Raw genomic sequence first — 17,299 nt, forward strand, 5'->3', positions numbered from 1 at the left:
CAACGGCGGCTTTTTGAAGGTGCCTTGGCTGAATCAGCCAAGGCGTATCAATATGATGGTGCCCAAGAGAGGACTCGAACCTCCACGCCTCTCGGCGCTAGTACCTGAAACTAGTGCGTCTACCAATTCCGCCACCTGGGCATCAGGAAACAAGGATTCTATATCAAAAATTTGGACATTTCCAGCGGCCTGCTGGATGAAATTGAAGGAGCGGTGCAAGGCCACCGTGACGGCCACGGTTTTGTGCAGCGCGACGACGGCGAGCCGGACATCTATCTGCCGCCCAACGAGATGCGCGCGGTGCTGCACCGCGACCGCGTCAAGGTGCGCATCGTGCGGCAGGACCGGCGCGGCCGGCCCGAAGGTCGCGTGCTCGAGATCGTCGAGCGCCCGCCGCACCCGATCATCGGGCGGCTGTTGCACGAAGGCAGCATCTGGCTGGTGGCGCCCGAAGACAAGCGCTACGGCCAGGACGTGCTGATACCCAAGACCGCCATCGGCGCCGCCAAGCAGGGCCAGGTGGTGGTGGTCGAACTGACCGAGCCGCCGGCGCTGTACGGCCAGCCCGTGGGCCGCGTGAAAGAGGTGCTGGGCGAGATCGACGACCCCGGCATGGAGATCGAGATTGCGGTGCGCAAGTACGGCGTGCCGCACCAGTTCTCCGACGCCGCCATGGGCGAGGCGCGCGCGCTGCCCGACACCGTGCAGCCCGCCGACAAGCGCGGCCGGGTCGATCTGACCGACGTGCCGCTGTGCACCATCGACGGCGAAGACGCGCGCGACTTCGACGACGCCGTGTACTGCGAGCCCGCCGTGGTCAGCGGCCGCGGCAAGAAACCCAACGGCTGGCGCGTGCTGGTGGCCATTGCCGACGTCAGCCACTACGTCGAGACGGGCAATCCGATCGACATCGATGCCTACGACCGCGCCACCAGCGTGTACTTTCCGCGCCGCGTGATCCCCATGCTGCCCGAAAAGCTGAGCAACGGCCTGTGCTCGCTCAATCCCGACGTCGAGCGCCTGTGCATGGTGTGCGACATGATGGTGTCGGCCAAGGGCGAGGTGGTGGCGTACCAGTTCTACCCGGCGGTGATGTTCAGCCACGCGCGCTTCACCTACACCGAGGTGGCCGCCATTCTGGCCAACACGCGCGGGCCCGAGGCCGCCAAGCGCAAGGCGCGTGTACAGGACTTGCTGAACCTGCACGACGTGTACCGCGCGCTGCTGAAAAACCGCCAGGCGCGTGGCGCGGTTGATTTCGACACCGTCGAGACCCAGATCGTGTGCGACGAAGCGGGCCACATCGAAAAGATCGTGCCGCGCACGCGCAACGACGCGCACCGGCTCATCGAGGAATGCATGCTGGCCGCCAACGTGTGCAGCGCCGACTTCATCGAAAGCAGCGAACACGCCGGCCTGTTCCGCGTCCACGAAGGCCCCACGCCCGAGAAGCAGGACATCCTGCGCGGCTACCTGAAGGCGCTGGGCCTGGGGCTGTCGATCAGCGACACGCCGCACCCCAGCGAATTCCAGCGCATCGCCGAAGCCACCAAGGACCGCCCCGACGCCGCGCAGATTCACATGATGCTGCTGCGCTCGATGAGCCAGGCCATCTACACGCCCACCAACAGCGGGCACTTCGGCCTGGCGTACGAGGCGTACACGCACTTCACCAGCCCGATCCGGCGCTACCCCGACCTGCTGGTGCACCGCGTCATCAAGGCCATCCTGGCCGCGCGCAGGTACCAGTTGCCGGTGCTGCCCACGCCGGGCGAGGCACACGAAAAGCTGCGTGCGCGCTTGCAAAAAAATAGCGCTTCACGCAATAAAGACGCGCCGCCGCAGGTCAAGCGGCAAACGCCCGAGATGTTGGCCTGGGAAGCCGCCGGCCTGCACTGCAGCGCCAACGAGCGGCGCGCCGACGAGGCCAGCCGCGACGTCGAGGCGTGGCTCAAGTGCAAGTACATGAAGGAGCACCTGGGCGAGGAATTCGGCGGCACCGTCAGCGCGGCCACCAGCTTCGGCCTGTTCGTGACGCTGAACGATCTGTACGTCGAAGGCCTGGTCCACATCACCGAACTGGGCGGCGAGTATTTCCGGTTCGACGAGGTGCGGCAGGAATTGCGCGGTGAACGCACCGGCATCCGCTACGCCGTCGGCACCAAGGTGCGCGTGCAGGTCAGCCGGGTCGATCTGGACGGCAGGCGCATCGACTTTCGCCTGGTGCGCGAGGGCGACGAACTGCAATCCCGCGCCCTGCGCGACAAGGGCGTGGCCCCGGCCGAGCGCGGCCAGCCGGCCAAGAAATCGGCCAAGCGCAGCGCGCGCCAGACGCGGGACACTGAACGCGGCGCTGCGCGCGCATCGCCCATGCAGGCGCTGAAATCCGCGGTGAAGAAGGCCGCGGCCAAGACCGCCAAGAGCGGGAAGCCGCGCAAGAGCCGGCGCTGACGTTTTGCGCGCGGTTGCTTCTATTTATATAGCTAAAAACGACCCTGTGGCGTGCGCTACCACGTGTTTTTGAATGGAGACTGCAGTGAACCCCACACCCCGTACCGCCATCGTCACCGGCGCTGGCACCGGCATCGGCCGCGCCGCGGCACTGGCCCTGTTGGCCGACGGCTGGCAGGTTGCGCTGGCCGGCCGCCGCGCCGAGCCGCTGCAGCAGGTGGCCGCCGAGTCGGGTGCTGGCGCGCGTGCGCTGGCCGTGCCCACCGACGTGGCCGACCCGGCGGCGGTGCAGGCGCTGTTCGACCGGGTTGTGGCGTCGTTCGGCCGCGTCGACCTGCTGTTCAACAACGCCGGGCTGGGCGCGCGTGCCGCGCCGCTGGAGGAACTGACGGCCGAGCAATGGCGTGCCGTGGTCGATGTCAACCTGAACGGCATGTTCTGGTGCATCCAGGCCGCGTTCCGCGTCATGAAGGGGCAGTCGCCGCAGGGCGGCCGCATCATCAACAACGGCAGCATTTCGGCCCACGCCCCGCGCCCGCACAGCATTGCCTATACGGCCACCAAGCACGCCGTCACCGGGCTGACCAAGGCCGCGTCGCTGGACGGCCGCGCCTACGACATCGCCGTTGGCCAGATCGACATCGGCAACGCCGCCACCGACATGACCACGCGCATGGCCGCCGGCATCCTGCAGCCCAACGGCCAGTTGATGGAAGAACCCCGCATGGACGTCGCCCTGGTCGGCCAGTCCGTGCTGTACATGGCCAACCTGCCGCTGTCGGCCAACGTGCTGTTCCACACAGTGATGGCCACCAGGATGCCGTTCGTCGGGCGCGGTTGAGGGTGGGCCGCGGCCGCGCGGTCAGTGCCGTCGTGCGACGGTGAAACTGGTCCGCGCGATGGGCCGCTTTGTCTTTTTGAGTGCAGTCAGGCCGTCAACCGCCGCGCCAGCGCGCTGGCGGTGAGCGCACGGTCCGCAGGCCAGCCGTCGGCGATTAGGCCGTGGTGGTAGACGGCTGCGCAGGCGGCGTCGAACGCCGGCATTCCGCCCGCCATGCGCGCGCCGGTCAGGCCTGCCAGCACGTCGCCCGAGCCGGGCGTGGCCAGGCGGGCGTTGCCGGTGGCGTTGATGCGAGGCAACTCGTCGGGCGCGGCGATGACGCTGCCGGAGCCTTTGAGAACCGTGACGCAGGCAAAGCGCGTGGCCAGCGTCTGGGCGGCGCGCAGGCGGTCGGCCTGCACGTGGCGTGTGTCGGTGGCCAGCAGGCGCGCGGCTTCCAGCGGGTGGGGGGTCAGCACGGTGGCCTGGCCGCGCGCCGCTCGCGCGGTGAGCGCGGCTTGCAGCGCCGTGTCCTGCGCGATGGCGTTGAGCGCGTCGGCGTCCAGCACCAGGCGCGCGGCCGCCTGCAGCACGGCGGGCAGCGCATCGCGCACGGCATCGCCGCCGCCGCAGCCGCACACCACGGTCATCGCGTCCAGCGGCAATTCATCGGGGCGGCGGAACATCAGCTCAGCTTGCACCACGTCGAGCGTCGGGCCGCCGTCGCCCAGCAGCCCGACGTACACCCGCCCCGCGCCGCCGTGCAGCGCGGCGCTGGCGGCCAGCAGGGCGGCGCCGGCCATGGAGGCGCCACGCGATGCGTTGCTGACGCCGCCGATCACGGCCACATCGCCAAAGCTGCCCTTGTGGCTGGCGTGCGGGCGCGGTGATGCGCCGGGCGCGCCGCACAGCATGGCGGTGGGCGGCACGCCGTCGTCGCTGTGCACGCCGAGGTCTTGGAACCAGAGCGTGCCGCAGGCATCGCGCCCTTGGCCGGTGAACAGGCCCGGCTTGACGGTGAGCAGGGTCAGCGTGTGGCGTTCGCGGGCTGATGAGGGGGGGATCAAATGGACTGCCTGCGCTGGCTGGACCAGCGTTATTTGCTATCAAAATTGTATCTACTGGGCGTTGCCATGCGCCCGTGTCGGCGTTCAGTCCGGTCGGCACATCGACCGCCAGCAGGGCGGCTGGACCCTGATCCATGCGCAGCAGCCATTGGGCCATGCGGCCTTCGGGCGCGCGGGTGGCGCCAATGCCCAGCAGGGCGTCGATGCACAGGTCTTGCGGTCCCAGGTCGCGCGGCGGCTCGTCGGCAAAGGGCACGCCTGCGGCGCGCGCCCGTTCGAGCGAGGCGCGCGCGTCATCCGGCAGGGTGGCTTCGTTGCCCAGCCAGGTCGCAACGGGGTGGCCGCCCCAGCGCTTGAGGTGCATGGCCGCCTCGAAGCCATCGCCGCCGTTGTTGCCCGGCCCGCAGGCCACCCACACGGTGCGTGCGTGGGGCCGGATCGCCAGCGCCAGCCGCGCCACGGCCAGCCCGGCGCGCTGCATCAGCGTGTGCGGCGGCAAGGTGGCTGCGGCGGCCTGCTCCAGGCGACGTGTGGCGGCCACGTCGAACAGCGGGGCCGGGCGATCCAGGGGCAGCGGGCGGGGCATGAACCATTATCGGGTCCGCGGGCGCGTCACCGCCTTGGCGCCATCAGCCGATTTGTGTGCGGCAATCGCGCCACGGCGCGTTATCGGCGGGTGATCCAGCGCTGGGCGCCCAGCCCCTCGACGTCGATCTCGGGCGACCGGCCGGCCATCTGGTCGGCCAGCACGCGTGCGCTGCCGCACGACAGCGCCCAGCCGCTGGAGCCGTGGCCCAGGTTGAGCCACAGGCCAGGAATGCCGCTGGCGCCGATGACCGGTGGGCCGTCGGGCAGCATGGGGCGGGCGCCTTTCCAAACCTGCACGCCGCTGGACAGCCGCGCCGCGCCCGGAAACCAGTCGGCCAGCACCTTGTACAGCGTGCCGACGGCGTGGTCGTTCATGTTGTCCGGCCGGCCGCCGATCTCGGCCGAGCCCGCCACGCGCACGCGCTGGCCCATGCGGGTGATGGCGACCTTGTAGCGCTCGTCCATCACGCCGCTGCGCGGCGCGTGCAGCGGCTCGGGGATGTGGGCGCTGATCGAATAGCCATAGACCGGCCGCAGCGGCAGCCGCACGCCCAGCGGGCGCAGCAGCGCGGCCGACTGCACACCGGCGCACAGCACGACGGCGTCAAAAGCCTGCGGCGTGGCATCGCCTGCTATATAAATCGTAGCTGACTGCGCTTTGTCGATGCGCGCTACGGCCGTATTGAACACGAAGCGCGCGCCCAGCTGCTCGGCCGCATCGCGCAGGATGACGGCGAACTGCCGGCAGTTGCCGACTTCGTCCTGCGGCAGGTGAATGGCGCCGGCCAGCGGCGTGTCGGGGTGCAGCGCGGGCTCGATCTGGCGCGCCTCGCTGGCGTTGATTTCATGAAAGGGCACGCCCAGCTCGCGCAGCAGCGCCAGCCCCGGCTGCACCATGCGCTGGTCGCGCTCGCCCCGCAGCAGCACCATGTAGCCGTCGCTGCGGTCGAAGTCGTAGGCCATGCGCGCGGCCACTTCATGCAGGCGCTGGCGGCTGTAGAACGCCAGGCGCTGCATGCGCGCGCGGTTGGCGGTGTACGCGGCCGGCGCGCAGGCCTGGCGCCACAGGCGCATCCAGTTCAGGTCGGCCGCCGACAGCGGGCGGCGCATGCGCACCGGCGCATGGCGCGCCAGCAGGTGGCGCAGCACCTTGATCGGCATGCCCGGGGCGGCCCAGGGGGTGACGTAGCCCGGCGCCACCACGCCGGCGTTGGCAAAGCTGGCGCCTTCGGCCACGCTGGCATGGCGTTCGAACACCGTGACCTGGTGGCCGTCGGCGGCCAGTTCGTAGGCCGTGGTCACGCCGATGATGCCGGCGCCGAGGATGGCGATGTTCATGGACTGCGGGGAGGAGCGGGAGCGCGGCGGATTCTACGTGGACGCGCCGCACGGTCCTGGCCCGGCACCATGCCGGCGTGCGCGCTGCACGCACGGCCGACTGCTATAATCCCATGGTTCTGCGCTTTGCGCCTGCCTTACAAGGCGGTGCGCGCGGGGCAAATCGCAAACCAGCCGCGACGAGGTGTCGCCGCAGACCCTGGCCACAGGCGCTCTGCGTGTCGATTGAGGCGGCTGGGTTTCAGACCCAACCTTGAGAAGGTAATTCCCATGTCCGTGACCATGCGTCAAATGCTGGAAGCCGGTGTCCACTTCGGCCACCAGACCCGCTTCTGGAACCCCAAGATGGCTCCGTTCATCTTCGGCCATCGCAACAAGATCCACATCATCAACCTGGAAAAATCGCTGCCGATGTTCCAGGACGCGCAGAAGTTCGCCAAGCAACTGGCGGCCAACCGCGGCACCATCCTGTTCGTGGGCACCAAGCGCCAGGCGCGCGAGATCGTGGCCGAAGAGGCCCGTCGCGCCGGCATGCCCTACGTCGAGACGCGCTGGCTCGGCGGCATGCTGACCAACTTCAAGACCGTCAAGACCTCGCTCAAGCGCCTGAAGGACATGAAGGCCCAGCAGGAAGCCGGCCTGGACAGCATGAGCAAGAAAGAGCAGCTCATGTTCTCGCGCGAGATGGAAAAGCTCGAAAAAGACATCGGCGGCATCCAGGACATGGGTGCGCTGCCGGATGCCATCTTCATCATCGACGTCGGCTACCACAAGATCGCCGTGTCCGAAGCCAAGAAGCTGGGCATTCCGCTGATCGGCGTGGTCGATTCCAACCACAACCCCGACGGCATCGACTACGTCATCCCCGGCAACGACGACTCGGCCAAGGCCGTGACGCTGTACGCCCGCGGCATGGCCGACGCCGTGCTGGAAGGCAAGGCCAACGCCGTCAACGACGTGATCAAGGCCGTGCAGGCCGAAGGCACCGACGAGTTCGTCGAAGTCGAGGACGCCAGCGCCGCCTGACCCGGCTCACAGCCGCCTGACCGCGGCTGACGGCAAAGGGGGCGTCATGGCCCCTTTTTAATGTCCTGTTTTTTTGCGCGAGCGGCTCATGCGATCCGCTCCGCTTTCACCCACATCACCGGAGTAAACACATGGCAGCAATCACCGCAAGCATGGTCGCCGAACTGCGCGCCAAGACCGACGCACCCATGATGGAGTGCAAGAAGGCACTGACCGAGGCCGACGGCGACATGGCCAGGGCCGAAGAAATCCTGCGCGTCAAGCTGGGCACCAAGGCCGGCAAGGCCGCGAGCCGCGTGACGGCCGAAGGCGTGATCGCTGCCCATGTGGCCAGCGACGTGGGCGCCATGATCGAAGTCAACTGCGAAACCGACTTCGTGACCAAGAACGACATGTTCCTGAACATGGCCGCCGCTGCCGCCAAGCTGGTGGCCGAGCAGAACCCGGCCGACGTCGCCGCCCTGGGCGCGCTGGCGTACAGCCAGGACGGCTACGGCCCCACGCTGGAAGACGTGCGCGTGGGCCTGATCGGCAAGATCGGCGAGAACATGAGCTTCCGCCGCTTCGTGCGCAAGGCCGGCAAGGTGGCCAGCTACGTGCACGGCACGCGCATTGGCGTGCTGGTCGAGTATTCGGGCGATGAAGTGGCCGCCAAGGACGTGGCCATGCACGTGGCCGCCATGAAGCCCGTGGCCCTGACCAGCGCCAACGTGCCGGCCGAACTGATCGAGCGTGAGCGCAGCGTCGCCGCCGCCAAGGCGCAGGAATCCGGCAAGCCGGCCGACATCGCCGCCAAGATGGTCGAAGGCTCGGTGCAGAAGTACCTGAAGGAAGTCTCGCTGTTCAACCAGCCCTTCGTGAAGAACGACAAGCAGTCGGTCGAGCAGATGCTGAAGGAAAAAGGCACGCAAGTGACCGGCTTCACGCTGTACGTGGTGGGCGAGGGCATCGAGAAGAAGCAGGACGACTTCGCCGCCGAGGTGGCTGCGCAGGTTGCTGCAGCGAGCAAGGCCTAACCCCCCCCTGAGGCGCTGACGCGCCTTCCCCCCTTTGCTTCGCAGGGGGGACGCCGCCACTGGCCGGCGCAGGTCCGGCCACGGCGGCCCCGTCACCCCATTCCCGCGCGGTAGACTTCAGCGCGCCCCCTTTCGGAATCACTGCCGATGACCAAAGCCAAACCTGCCCACAAGCGAATCCTGCTCAAGCTGTCCGGCGAAGCCTTGATGGGCGACGACGCGTTCGGCATCAACCGCGCCACCATCGAGCGCATCGTGGGCGAGATCGCTGAAGTGACGCGCATGGGCGTGCAGGTGGCGGTGGTGATTGGCGGCGGCAACATCTTTCGCGGCGTGGCGGGCGGATCGGCCGGCATGGACCGCGCCACCGCCGACTACATGGGCATGCTGGCCACGGTGATGAACGCACTGGCGCTGGCCGACGCCATGAACCACCAGGGCCTGACGGCGCGCGTGATGAGCGCCATCGGCATCGAGCAGGTGGTCGAGCCCTACGTGCGCCCCAAGGCGCTGCAGTACCTCGAAGAAGGCAAGGTCGTCGTGTTTGCCGCCGGCACCGGCAACCCGTTCTTCACCACCGACACCGCTGCCGCCCTGCGCGGGGCCGAGATCGGCGCCGAACTGGTGCTGAAGGCCACCAAGGTGGACGGCGTGTACACCGCCGACCCCAAGAAGGACCCCAAGGCCACGCGCTACACGAAGCTGAGCTTCGACGAGGCCATGACCCGCAACCTGGGCATCATGGACGCCACCGCCTTCGCCCTGTGCCGCGACCAGAAGCTGCCGATCAAGGTGTTCTCGATCTTCAAGCCCGGCGCGCTGAAAAACGTGGTGCAGGGCAGCGACGAGGGCACGCTGGTGCATGTCTGACCAAGGAGTGATGCCATGACGATTGCCGACATCAAGAAGAACGCGCAGGCCAAGATGGAGCAGTCCATCGCCGCCTTCAAGAACAACCTGACCAAGATCCGCACCGGCCGCGCCAACCCCGCGCTGCTGGACACCATCCACGTCGAGTACTACGGCAACCATGTGCCGCTGTCGCAGGTGGCCAACGTGTCGCTGCTCGATGCCCGCACCATCAGCGTGCAGCCGTGGGAAAAGGGCATGGGCGCCAAGATCGAAAAGGCCATCCGCGAAAGCGACCTGGGCCTGAACCCGGCCAGCATGGGCGATCTGATCCGCGTGCCGATGCCGCCCATGAGCGAAGAGCGCCGCAAGGAGATGACCAAGATCGTGCGCGCCGAGGGCGAAAACGCCAAGATCGCCATCCGCAACCTGCGCCGCGACGCCAACGAGGCGGTGAAGAAGCTGGTCAAGGACAAGGAAGCGACCGAGGACGACCAGAAGCGCACCGAAGCCGACGTCCAGAAGGCCACCGACAAGCACATCGCCGAGATCGATGCGCTGGTGGTGGGCAAGGAAAAGGACATCATGGAGGTATGACCCCCCCCGAACATTGCTCCCCCTGAGTCGCCTGCGGCGCCTTCCCCCTGAGGGGGACAACGCTGGTGCTCGGGGGAACCCCGAGCACGGCGTTCCCGAATGGCCTGCTCCGCGGCCATTCGGTTTTTTTGGTCGGGCTGGGCCAGTGCAGTCGGGTTTTGCTCCCTCTCCCGCTGGCGGGAGAGGGTTGGGGTGAGGGGCAGTGGTCGCAAGGCTGATCACTATAAAAATAGTAGCTGCTTGCGCATGATGGACAAGCGCTGACCGCCAATTTCTTTCATATTCCGTTGATGACATCGCCGTCCGCTGCCATGCCGCATCACATTGCCATCGTCATGGATGGCAATGGGCGTTGGGCCAAGCGTCGGCTGATGCCGCGCATTGCGGGGCATCGCCAGGGCGTGGAGTCGCTGCGGCGCTGCATTCGCGCCTGCGCCGAGCGCGGGGTGGGGGTGCTGACGGTGTTTGCGTTCTCGTCGGAGAACTGGAACCGGCCCGAGGAAGAGGTCAGTGGCCTGATGGAACTGATGGGCAAGGCGCTGACGCGCGAGGTGCCGGAGTTGCGCAAGGGCGGCATCCGCCTGCATTTCGTGGGCGATCGCGGCGGGCTGTCCGAGCGCATGCAGCGCGGCCTGGCGCAGGCCGAGGCCGATACCGCCGACAATGGGCGCATGGTGCTGAATGTGTGCTTCAACTACGGCGGGCGCTGGGACATCGCGCAGGCGGCGTCCAAGCTGGTCGCGCGCGGCGAACCCATCACCGAGGCCGCGCTGGACCGCGCGATGGCGCTGGCGCACGTGGCCGACCCGGATCTGCTGATCCGCACCGGCGGCGAGCAGCGCATCAGCAACTTCCTGCTGTGGCAGTGCGCCTACAGCGAACTGTATTTCAGCGACCGGCTCTGGCCCGACTTCGACGAGGCCGCGCTGGACGAGGCGCTGGCCTCGTATGCGGCGCGCGAGCGGCGCTTCGGGCAGACCTCCGAGCAGGTCGCGCGCGTCGCCGCGGGCTGAAAGGGCGCCACACCGTGCTGTTGCCACGCGTCATCACCGCTCTGGTGCTGCTGGCCATTCTGCTGCCGGCGCTGTTCGCCGCGTCGCCCACCCCGTTCATTGCGCTGTCGCTGGTGCTGATCGCTGCGGCGGCGTGGGAGTGGGCGCGGCTCAACCAGGTGCGCGGCGCGGGCGCGCTCGCCACCGGCGCGCTGTGTGCCGTGCTGTGCGCGGGCCTGTGGTGGGGCGGCGCGGTGGACCGGCACTTGCCGTGGCTGTGGGCCGGGGCCGCGTTGCTGTGGGTGCTGGGCGGCGGCTGGCTGCTGGCGCGCGGGGTGGCCGGCTGGCCCCAGGTGCCGCGTGCCCTGCGCTGGGCTGGCGGCGTGCTGGCACTGGCGATGGCCTGGCTGGCGATGGCGCAGGCGCGGCGCATCGGTGTCAATTTTCTGCTGTCGGTGCTGGTGCTGGTGTGGGCGGCCGACGTGTTTGCCTATTTCTTTGGGCGCGCGCTGGGCGGCAGGCTGACGGGCGGTCGCAAGTTGGCGCCGGCCATCAGCCCCGGCAAGAGCTGGGAAGGCGTGTGGGGCGGCATGCTGGGCGTGCTGCTGGTCGGCATTGCATGGGTATGGGCTGACAGCGCTTACCAGACGGGCGCTGCCAGCCTGTACACCCGGCTGTATCAGTCCAGCGCGCTGCTGTTGGTGCTGGGCGGTCTGTTCCTGGCGGCGATGAGCGTGGTGGGCGACCTGATCGAATCGCTGGTCAAGCGCAGTGCGGGCATGAAGGATTCCAGCCGTCTGCTGCCGGGGCATGGCGGTGTGCTCGACCGCATCGACGCGTTGTTGCCCGTGTTGCCGTTGGCGATGCTGCTGGTGTCGCTGAAGGACGGGCTGTGAGCCGGTTGCGCGTGGCGGTGCTCGGCTCCACCGGGTCGATCGGCACGAATACCCTCGATGTGATTGCGCGGCATCCGGACCGCTTTGAAGTGGTGGCGCTGGCCGCCGCCACCCAGGTCGACCTGATGCTGGCGCAGTGCGCGCGCTTCAAGCCGCGCGTGGCCGTGATGGCCAGCGCGCCGCACGCGCTCGAACTGGACCGAAAAATCAAGCTGGAAGGCCTGCCGACGCAGGTTGATCTTGCGCCTGACGCTATTGAAATAGTAGCGTCCTGCGATGACGTGGATGCCGTGATGGCCGCCATCGTCGGCGCCGCCGGCCTGGCGCCGTGCCTGGCTGCGGCACGCGCGGGCAAGCGCCTGTTGCTGGCCAACAAGGAGGCGCTGGTCGTCGGCGGCGACGTGTTCATGCGCGCGGTGGCCGAAGGCGGGGCGACGCTGCTGCCCATCGACAGCGAGCACTCCGCCATCTTCCAGTCCCTGCCCGACGACCCAGCCACCTGGGCGCAGCGCATCGACCGCATCATCCTCACCGCGTCGGGCGGCCCATTTCGCACCCGCGCGCCGTCCAGCCTGCGCGACGTGACCCCCAGCCAGGCCTGCGCGCACCCCAACTGGGTGATGGGCCGCAAGATCTCGGTCGATTCGGCCACCATGATGAACAAGGCGCTGGAGGTCATCGAGGCGCGCTACCTGTTTGGCGTGTCGCCCGACCAGCTTGACGTAGTGATCCACCCGCAAAGCGTCATCCACTCGATGGTGCAGTACAAGGATACCTCGGTCGTGGCCCAACTGGGCACGCCCGACATGCGCGTGCCCATCGCGTACGGGCTGTCGTGGCCCGACCGCATCGAGTCCGGCGCCCAGGCGCTGGATTTCCGCGGCCTGCAGAACCTGACGTTTGAAGCCATCGACAGCGAGGACCATCGCCAGCGCTACCCCGGCCTGGCGCTGGCTTGGGAAGCGCTGCGGGCTGAGCCGGGCACCTGCGCGGTGCTGAACGCCGCCAACGAAGTGGCCGTAGCGGCTTTTCTGGACGGCGCAATCCGCTTCGACCAGATCCACGCCGTCAACCGTGCCACACTCGATGCGGTGGCGCCGCGCACGCCCGACGGGCTGCAGGCGCTGCTCGAACTCGATGGCCGCGCGCGCGGCGCCGCCGCTGCGTGCGTGCGCCGCGTCGCCGGCTGATTTTTTGGCCTCTGGGAGGGGCTCCACGGCATGTTGCTGACCCTGATTGCCTTCATCGCTGCGCTGGCTCTGCTGATCGCCATACACGAATGGGGCCACTACCGCATGGCGGTGGCCTGCGGCGTCAAGGTGCTGCGCTTTTCGGTCGGCTTCGGCAAGACCATTGCGCGCTTCAAGCCCAAGCACCAGCGCCCGGGCCAGGACACCGAATTCGTCATCGGCATGCTGCCCCTGGGCGGCTACGTCAGGATGCTGGACGAGCGCGAAGCCCCGGTGGACGAGGGCGAGCGGCACCTGGCCTTCAACACACAGCCGCTGAAGAAGCGCGCGCTCATCGTCGCCGCCGGGCCGGCGGCCAATCTGGTGCTGGCTGTGCTGCTGTACGCGCTGGTCAACTGGATCGGTGTCGACGAGCCGCGCGCCATCCTGTCGCCGCCGGTGGCCGGCTCGCTGGCCGACAAGGCCGGCCTGCAGGCCGGTGATGTAGTGCGCCAGGCCGCGCTGGCGGGTGACGAACTGGAGCCGGTGGCGTCCTTCGACTCTCTGCGCTGGGTGCTGACGCGCGCCGCGCTGGACGGGCAGGACGTGGTGGTCGACGTGGTGCGCGGGGACGGGCGGGGCCGCGAAGTGAAGCTGCCGCTGTCGTCATTGACCCTGCGCGAACCCGATGCGCGGCTGTTCCGCGCCATTGGCATCGTCTCGCCGCTGAGCCGGCCCGTCATGGGCGAGGTCATGTCGGGCGGCGCCGCCCAGAAGGCGGGCCTGCGCCAGGGCGATGTCGTGCGCCGTGTCGGCCTCACCGAGGTCACCGACGGGCAACAGTTGCGCGAGCTGATTCGTGCCAGCGGGCAGTCTGGCCGCGCCGCCGCCGCCGAATGGCAGGTCGAGCGCGCCGGCCGGCTGCTGAGCCTGACCGTGCAGCCCGACGTTCAGCACGACAAGGGCCAGCCCGTGGGCCGCATTGGCGCCTACGTTGGCGCCATGCCCGAGATGGTGACCGTGCGCCAGGGGCCGCTGGACGGCCTGTGTAGCGGCGCCGTCAGGGTGTGGGAAGTGTCCACGCTGTCGCTCAAGCTGCTGGGTCGCATGCTGATGGGCGAGCTGTCGCTGAAGAACCTGAGCGGGCCGATCGCCATCGCCGACTACGCCGGCAAGTCGGCCAGCCAGGGGCTGACGTATTACCTGGCCTTCCTGGCGTTCATCAGCGTGAGCCTGGGCGTGCTCAACCTGCTGCCCGTGCCCGTCCTCGACGGAGGACACCTGATGTATTATCTTTGGGAGGCGGTGACGGGGCGGCCCGTCTCCGGCGTGTGGCTGGAGCGACTCCAATACGTGGGCATGTCGGTGCTGCTGGCCATGATGGCCATCGCGATGGTCAACGACATCGCGGGCCGGCTGGGCTGATCGACAGGGACTCCTCCTTGGCCCTAGTGTCCTGAATTGCAAATTCGTTGAATGAATCTGCCGACAATCACCGCCATGCGGCGTTGCAAAGCCTCGCGATACCACGTGGTATCGCTGCGTTTTGCGCCTTGCCTGACGGCGATTTCGACCGATTCATTTTTTCAACGAACTTGCAACCCAGGCCACTAGGTGGCCGCCGTTCTTCCAAAGCATTCATGAAATCCATCGCACAACGTTTCCGTCTGCGGTCCGCGGTTCTACTGGTGACCACGGCTTTCGCGGCCCAGGTGGCCTGGGCGGTCGACCCCTTCACCGTGCGCGACATCCGGGTCGAAGGCCTGCAGCGCGTCGAACCCGGCACCGTGTTCGCGTCGCTGCCGGTGCGCGTGGGCGAAACCTACAACGACGAAAAGGGCGCGGCGGCCATCCGCTCGCTGTTCGGCCTGGGCCTGTTCAACGACGTGCGCCTTGAAGTGCAGGGCGACGTGCTGGTGGTCATCGTGCAGGAGCGGCCCACGGTGGCGGCCGTCGAATTTGCCGGCAACAAGGAATTCACCAACGACGTGCTGCAGGGCGTGCTGCGCGATGCCGGCCTGGCTGCCGGCCGGCCGTACGACCGCGCGCTGGCCGACCGTGCCGAGCAGGAACTTAAGCGCCAGTACATCAACCGCAGCCTGTACGGCGCCGAGGTGGTGACCACCGTCACGCCGTCCGAGCGCAACCAGGTGCGCCTGACCTTCAACATCACCGAAGGCCGCGCCGCGCGCATCAAGGACATCGAGATCATCGGCAATCGCTCCTTCAGCGACAGCCGCCTGCGCGACCTGTTCGACCTGGACACCGGCGGCTGGCTGTCGTGGTACACCAAGAGCGACCAGTATTCGCGCGCCAAGCTCAATGCCGACCTGGAGGCGCTGCGCTCGTTCTACCTGGCGCGCGGTTATCTCGACTTCAAGATCGATTCCACGCAGGTGGCGATGGCGCCCGACAAGGAATCGATCGGCATCACCGTCAACATCACCGAGGGCGAGCGCTTCGTGGTGTCGGGCGTGTCGCTGGACGGCAATTACCTGCAGAAGGACGACGAGTTCAAGTCGCTTGTCAAGATCAAGCCCGGCGAGGCCTACAACGCCGATCAGGTGGCGCAGACGACCAAGGCCTTCACCGAGCATTTCGGCAACTACGGCTACGCCTTCGCCCAGGTCGAAGCGGTGCCCGAAGTCGACCGCGTCAACAACCGCGTGGCCCTCACGCTGCGCGCCGAACCGTCACGCCGCGCCTACGTGCGCCGCATCAACATCCACGGCAACGCGCGCACGCGCGACGAGGTCATCCGCCGCGAATTCCGCCAGTACGAATCGAGCTGGTACGACGCCGAGAAAATCCGCCTGTCGCGCGACCGCGTCGACCGCCTGGGCTACTTCACCGAACTGTCCGTCAGCACCGCCGACGTGCCGGGCGCGCCCGACCAGGTCGACCTGAACGTCGAGGTCAAGGAAAAGCCCACCGGCAGCGTCAGCATCGGCGCCGGCTATTCGACGGCCGAGAAGCTGGCCTTCACCTTCGGCCTGTCGCAGGAAAACGTGTTCGGCTCGGGCAACAAGCTTGACCTGCAGCTCAACACCGGCAAGTACAACCGCACCGTCGTGGTCAGCGCGACCGACCCGTACTTCACGTCCAACGGCGTGTCGCGCAAGGTCGACGTCTACTACCGCACCCAGAAGCCGTATCAGGACCAGGGCGGCAACTACACGCTCATCACCATGGGTGTGGGCCTGAAGTTCGGCGTGCCGGTGACCGAACTGGACACCGTGTACCTGGGCATGAACGCCGAGCGCACGCGCATCAAGCCGGGCACCAACATCCCGGCCGCCTACCTCGACTATGCCGAGCGCTTCGGCTACAGCAGCTCGGCGTTCCCGTTCACGCTGGGCTGGTCGCGCGACTCGCGCGACAGCGCGCTGGCGCCCAACGCCGGCCGCTACCAGCGCCTGCTGGGCGAACTGGGCCTGTTCGGCGACGCGCGCTACGTCAAGGCCAACTACCAGTACCAGCAATACATTCCGCTGTCCAAGCAATACACGCTGGCCTTCAACGGCGAGGCGGGCTGGGGCAAGGGGCTGGGCGGGCGGCCGTTCCCGGTGTTCAAGAACTTCTACGCCGGCGGCCTGGGCTCGGTGCGGGGCTACGAGCAGTCCACGCTCGGCCCGCGCGACGTCACCGGCGCCTTCATCGGCGGCACGCGCAAGTTCGTGCTCAACACCGAATTCATCACGCCCTTCCCCGGCGCGGGCAACGACCGCACGCTGCGCCTGTTCGGCTTCGTCGACGCGGGTGCGCTGTACGGCGAACACGACAAGATCAGCGCCGACGCGCTGCGCTATTCGACGGGCGTGGGCCTCAGCTGGATTTCGCCGCTGGGCCCGCTGCGCTTCGCCTTTGCCGTGCCGCTGCGCAAGAAGCCGGGCGATAGAATCCAACGTTTGCAATTCCAGATCGGAACCTCGTTTTGAAGCAGTTCGTCTCTCGCAGTCTGATGGTGGTGGCGCTGTGCAGCGCCGCAGTCGCCGCGCCGTGGGCCCAGGCCCAGGACGGCACGCGAATCGGCTTTGTCAACACGGACCGCATGCTGCGTGAGGCCACGCCCGCCAAGGCGGCCCAGACCAAGCTGGAGCAGGAGTTCTCGCGCCGCGAAAAGGAAATCGACGACGCGGGTTCGGCGCTGAAGACCGCGTCCGAACGCTTCGAGCGCGAAGCGCCGACGATGAACGACACCCAGCGCAATTCGCGCCAGCGCCAGCTGATGGAGCAGGACCGCGAATTCCAGCGCCGCCGCCGCGAGTTTCAGGAAGACCTGAACGCGCGCAAGCAGGAAGAGCTGCAGCACATCCTCGACCGCGCCAACCGCGTGGTCAAGCAGGTGGCCGAGGCCGAGAAGTACGACGTCATCCTGCAGGAAGCCGTGTACGTCAACCCGCGGCTCGACATCACCGACAAGGTGATCAAGGCGCTGAACAGCGGCAAGTGACCGCTGCCCCGCCGGCTGCGCCAGCGGCCGATGGCGT

Annotated in this window: 13 protein-coding genes, 1 tRNA gene and 1 pseudogene; 12 read left to right on the forward strand and 3 right to left on the reverse strand. The window is 67.9% G+C overall.

Annotated elements, in window-relative coordinates:
- Positions 1-56 precede the first annotated feature (56 nt).
- Positions 57-141 (reverse strand) — tRNA-Leu (locus tag R0D99_RS05360).
- 36 nt (positions 142-177) lie between these two features.
- On the opposite strand from R0D99_RS05360, the gene rnr reads away from it, so the two are divergent.
- Entirely contained in the window at positions 178-2,451 is a 2,274-nt protein-coding gene (gene rnr / locus R0D99_RS05365; RefSeq protein WP_317751009.1) for a ribonuclease R, read from the forward strand.
- Between the two features lie 73 nt (positions 2,452-2,524).
- Positions 2,525-3,292 carry an SDR family oxidoreductase gene (locus tag R0D99_RS05370; RefSeq protein WP_317750345.1) on the forward strand — a complete coding sequence of 256 codons (768 nt, stop codon included), beginning with the start codon at positions 2,525-2,527 and terminating at the stop codon, positions 3,290-3,292.
- Between the two features lie 86 nt (positions 3,293-3,378).
- On the opposite strand, the pseudogene R0D99_RS17295 reads toward R0D99_RS05370, so the two are convergent.
- Both R0D99_RS17295 and R0D99_RS05385 read right to left on the reverse strand, forming a co-directional pair.
- Positions 3,379-4,924: pseudogene (locus R0D99_RS17295) on the reverse strand (NAD(P)H-hydrate dehydratase).
- Between the two features lie 80 nt (positions 4,925-5,004).
- Positions 5,005-6,264 carry a D-amino acid dehydrogenase gene (locus tag R0D99_RS05385; protein WP_317750348.1) on the reverse strand — a complete coding sequence of 420 codons (1,260 nt, stop codon included), beginning with the start codon at positions 6,262-6,264 and terminating at the stop codon, positions 5,005-5,007.
- A gap of 270 nt (positions 6,265-6,534) precedes the next feature.
- On the opposite strand from R0D99_RS05385, the gene rpsB reads away from it, so the two are divergent.
- The 10 genes from rpsB to R0D99_RS05435 all read left to right on the forward strand — a co-directional run bounded on the left by rpsB (position 6,535) and on the right by R0D99_RS05435 (position 17,262).
- Positions 6,535-7,290, forward strand: coding sequence for a 30S ribosomal protein S2 (rpsB, locus tag R0D99_RS05390; protein ID WP_317750349.1), 756 nt, complete (start codon positions 6,535-6,537; stop codon positions 7,288-7,290).
- 131 nt (positions 7,291-7,421) lie between these two features.
- A complete protein-coding gene (tsf, locus tag R0D99_RS05395) occupies positions 7,422-8,306 on the forward strand; it encodes a translation elongation factor Ts (protein WP_317750350.1) in 885 nt (294 codons plus the stop codon).
- Between the two features lie 147 nt (positions 8,307-8,453).
- A complete protein-coding gene (gene pyrH, locus R0D99_RS05400; protein WP_317750351.1) occupies positions 8,454-9,176 on the forward strand; it encodes a UMP kinase in 723 nt (240 codons plus the stop codon).
- Between the two features lie 15 nt (positions 9,177-9,191).
- Positions 9,192-9,752 (forward strand): ribosome recycling factor, encoded by a 561-nt coding sequence (frr, locus tag R0D99_RS05405; RefSeq protein ID WP_317750352.1) that lies wholly within the window; start codon positions 9,192-9,194, stop codon positions 9,750-9,752.
- A gap of 290 nt (positions 9,753-10,042) precedes the next feature.
- On the forward strand, positions 10,043-10,765 hold the full coding sequence (gene uppS / locus R0D99_RS05410; protein ID WP_317750353.1) for a polyprenyl diphosphate synthase: 723 nt from the start codon (positions 10,043-10,045) through the stop codon (positions 10,763-10,765).
- 14 nt (positions 10,766-10,779) lie between these two features.
- Positions 10,780-11,640 carry a phosphatidate cytidylyltransferase gene (locus tag R0D99_RS05415; RefSeq protein ID WP_317750354.1) on the forward strand — a complete coding sequence of 287 codons (861 nt, stop codon included), beginning with the start codon at positions 10,780-10,782 and terminating at the stop codon, positions 11,638-11,640.
- Positions 11,637-12,830: a 1-deoxy-D-xylulose-5-phosphate reductoisomerase gene (locus R0D99_RS05420; RefSeq protein ID WP_317750355.1), complete on the forward strand. Its 1,194-nt coding sequence runs from the start codon at positions 11,637-11,639 to the stop codon at positions 12,828-12,830. Before R0D99_RS05415 ends, R0D99_RS05420 begins: the two co-directional genes overlap by 4 nt.
- A 30-nt stretch (positions 12,831-12,860) precedes the next feature.
- Positions 12,861-14,234, forward strand: coding sequence for an RIP metalloprotease RseP (gene rseP / locus R0D99_RS05425; protein ID WP_317750356.1), 1,374 nt, complete (start codon positions 12,861-12,863; stop codon positions 14,232-14,234).
- A gap of 215 nt (positions 14,235-14,449) precedes the next feature.
- Positions 14,450-16,747: an outer membrane protein assembly factor BamA gene (gene bamA, locus R0D99_RS05430; RefSeq protein ID WP_317750357.1), complete on the forward strand. Its 2,298-nt coding sequence runs from the start codon at positions 14,450-14,452 to the stop codon at positions 16,745-16,747.
- Between the two features lie 23 nt (positions 16,748-16,770).
- Positions 16,771-17,262 (forward strand): OmpH family outer membrane protein, encoded by a 492-nt coding sequence (locus R0D99_RS05435; protein ID WP_317751010.1) that lies wholly within the window; start codon positions 16,771-16,773, stop codon positions 17,260-17,262.
- Positions 17,263-17,299: the final 37 nt, after the last annotated feature.

The organism is Ottowia sp. SB7-C50 (genome assembly GCF_033110285.1).
GTDB lineage: Bacteria > Pseudomonadota > Gammaproteobacteria > Burkholderiales > Burkholderiaceae_C > Ottowia.

Excerpts from the sequence above, each read along its gene's own strand:
- R0D99_RS05370 (WP_317750345.1), top strand. The coding sequence starts at position 2,525 with ATGGAGACTGCAGTGAACCCCACACCCCGTACCGCCATCGTCACCGGC.
- R0D99_RS05435 (WP_317751010.1), top strand. The coding sequence starts at position 16,771 with ATGGTGGTGGCGCTGTGCAGCGCCGCAGTCGCCGCGCCGTGGGCCCAG.
- tsf (WP_317750350.1), top strand. The coding sequence starts at position 7,422 with ATGGCAGCAATCACCGCAAGCATGGTCGCCGAACTGCGCGCCAAGACC.
- frr (WP_317750352.1), top strand. The coding sequence starts at position 9,192 with ATGACGATTGCCGACATCAAGAAGAACGCGCAGGCCAAGATGGAGCAG.
- R0D99_RS05385 (WP_317750348.1), bottom strand. The coding sequence starts at position 6,264 with ATGAACATCGCCATCCTCGGCGCCGGCATCATCGGCGTGACCACGGCC.
- rseP (WP_317750356.1), top strand. The coding sequence starts at position 12,861 with ATGTTGCTGACCCTGATTGCCTTCATCGCTGCGCTGGCTCTGCTGATC.
- pyrH (WP_317750351.1), top strand. The coding sequence starts at position 8,454 with ATGACCAAAGCCAAACCTGCCCACAAGCGAATCCTGCTCAAGCTGTCC.
- rpsB (WP_317750349.1), top strand. The coding sequence starts at position 6,535 with ATGTCCGTGACCATGCGTCAAATGCTGGAAGCCGGTGTCCACTTCGGC.
- uppS (WP_317750353.1), top strand. The coding sequence starts at position 10,043 with ATGACATCGCCGTCCGCTGCCATGCCGCATCACATTGCCATCGTCATG.
- bamA (WP_317750357.1), top strand. The coding sequence starts at position 14,450 with ATGAAATCCATCGCACAACGTTTCCGTCTGCGGTCCGCGGTTCTACTG.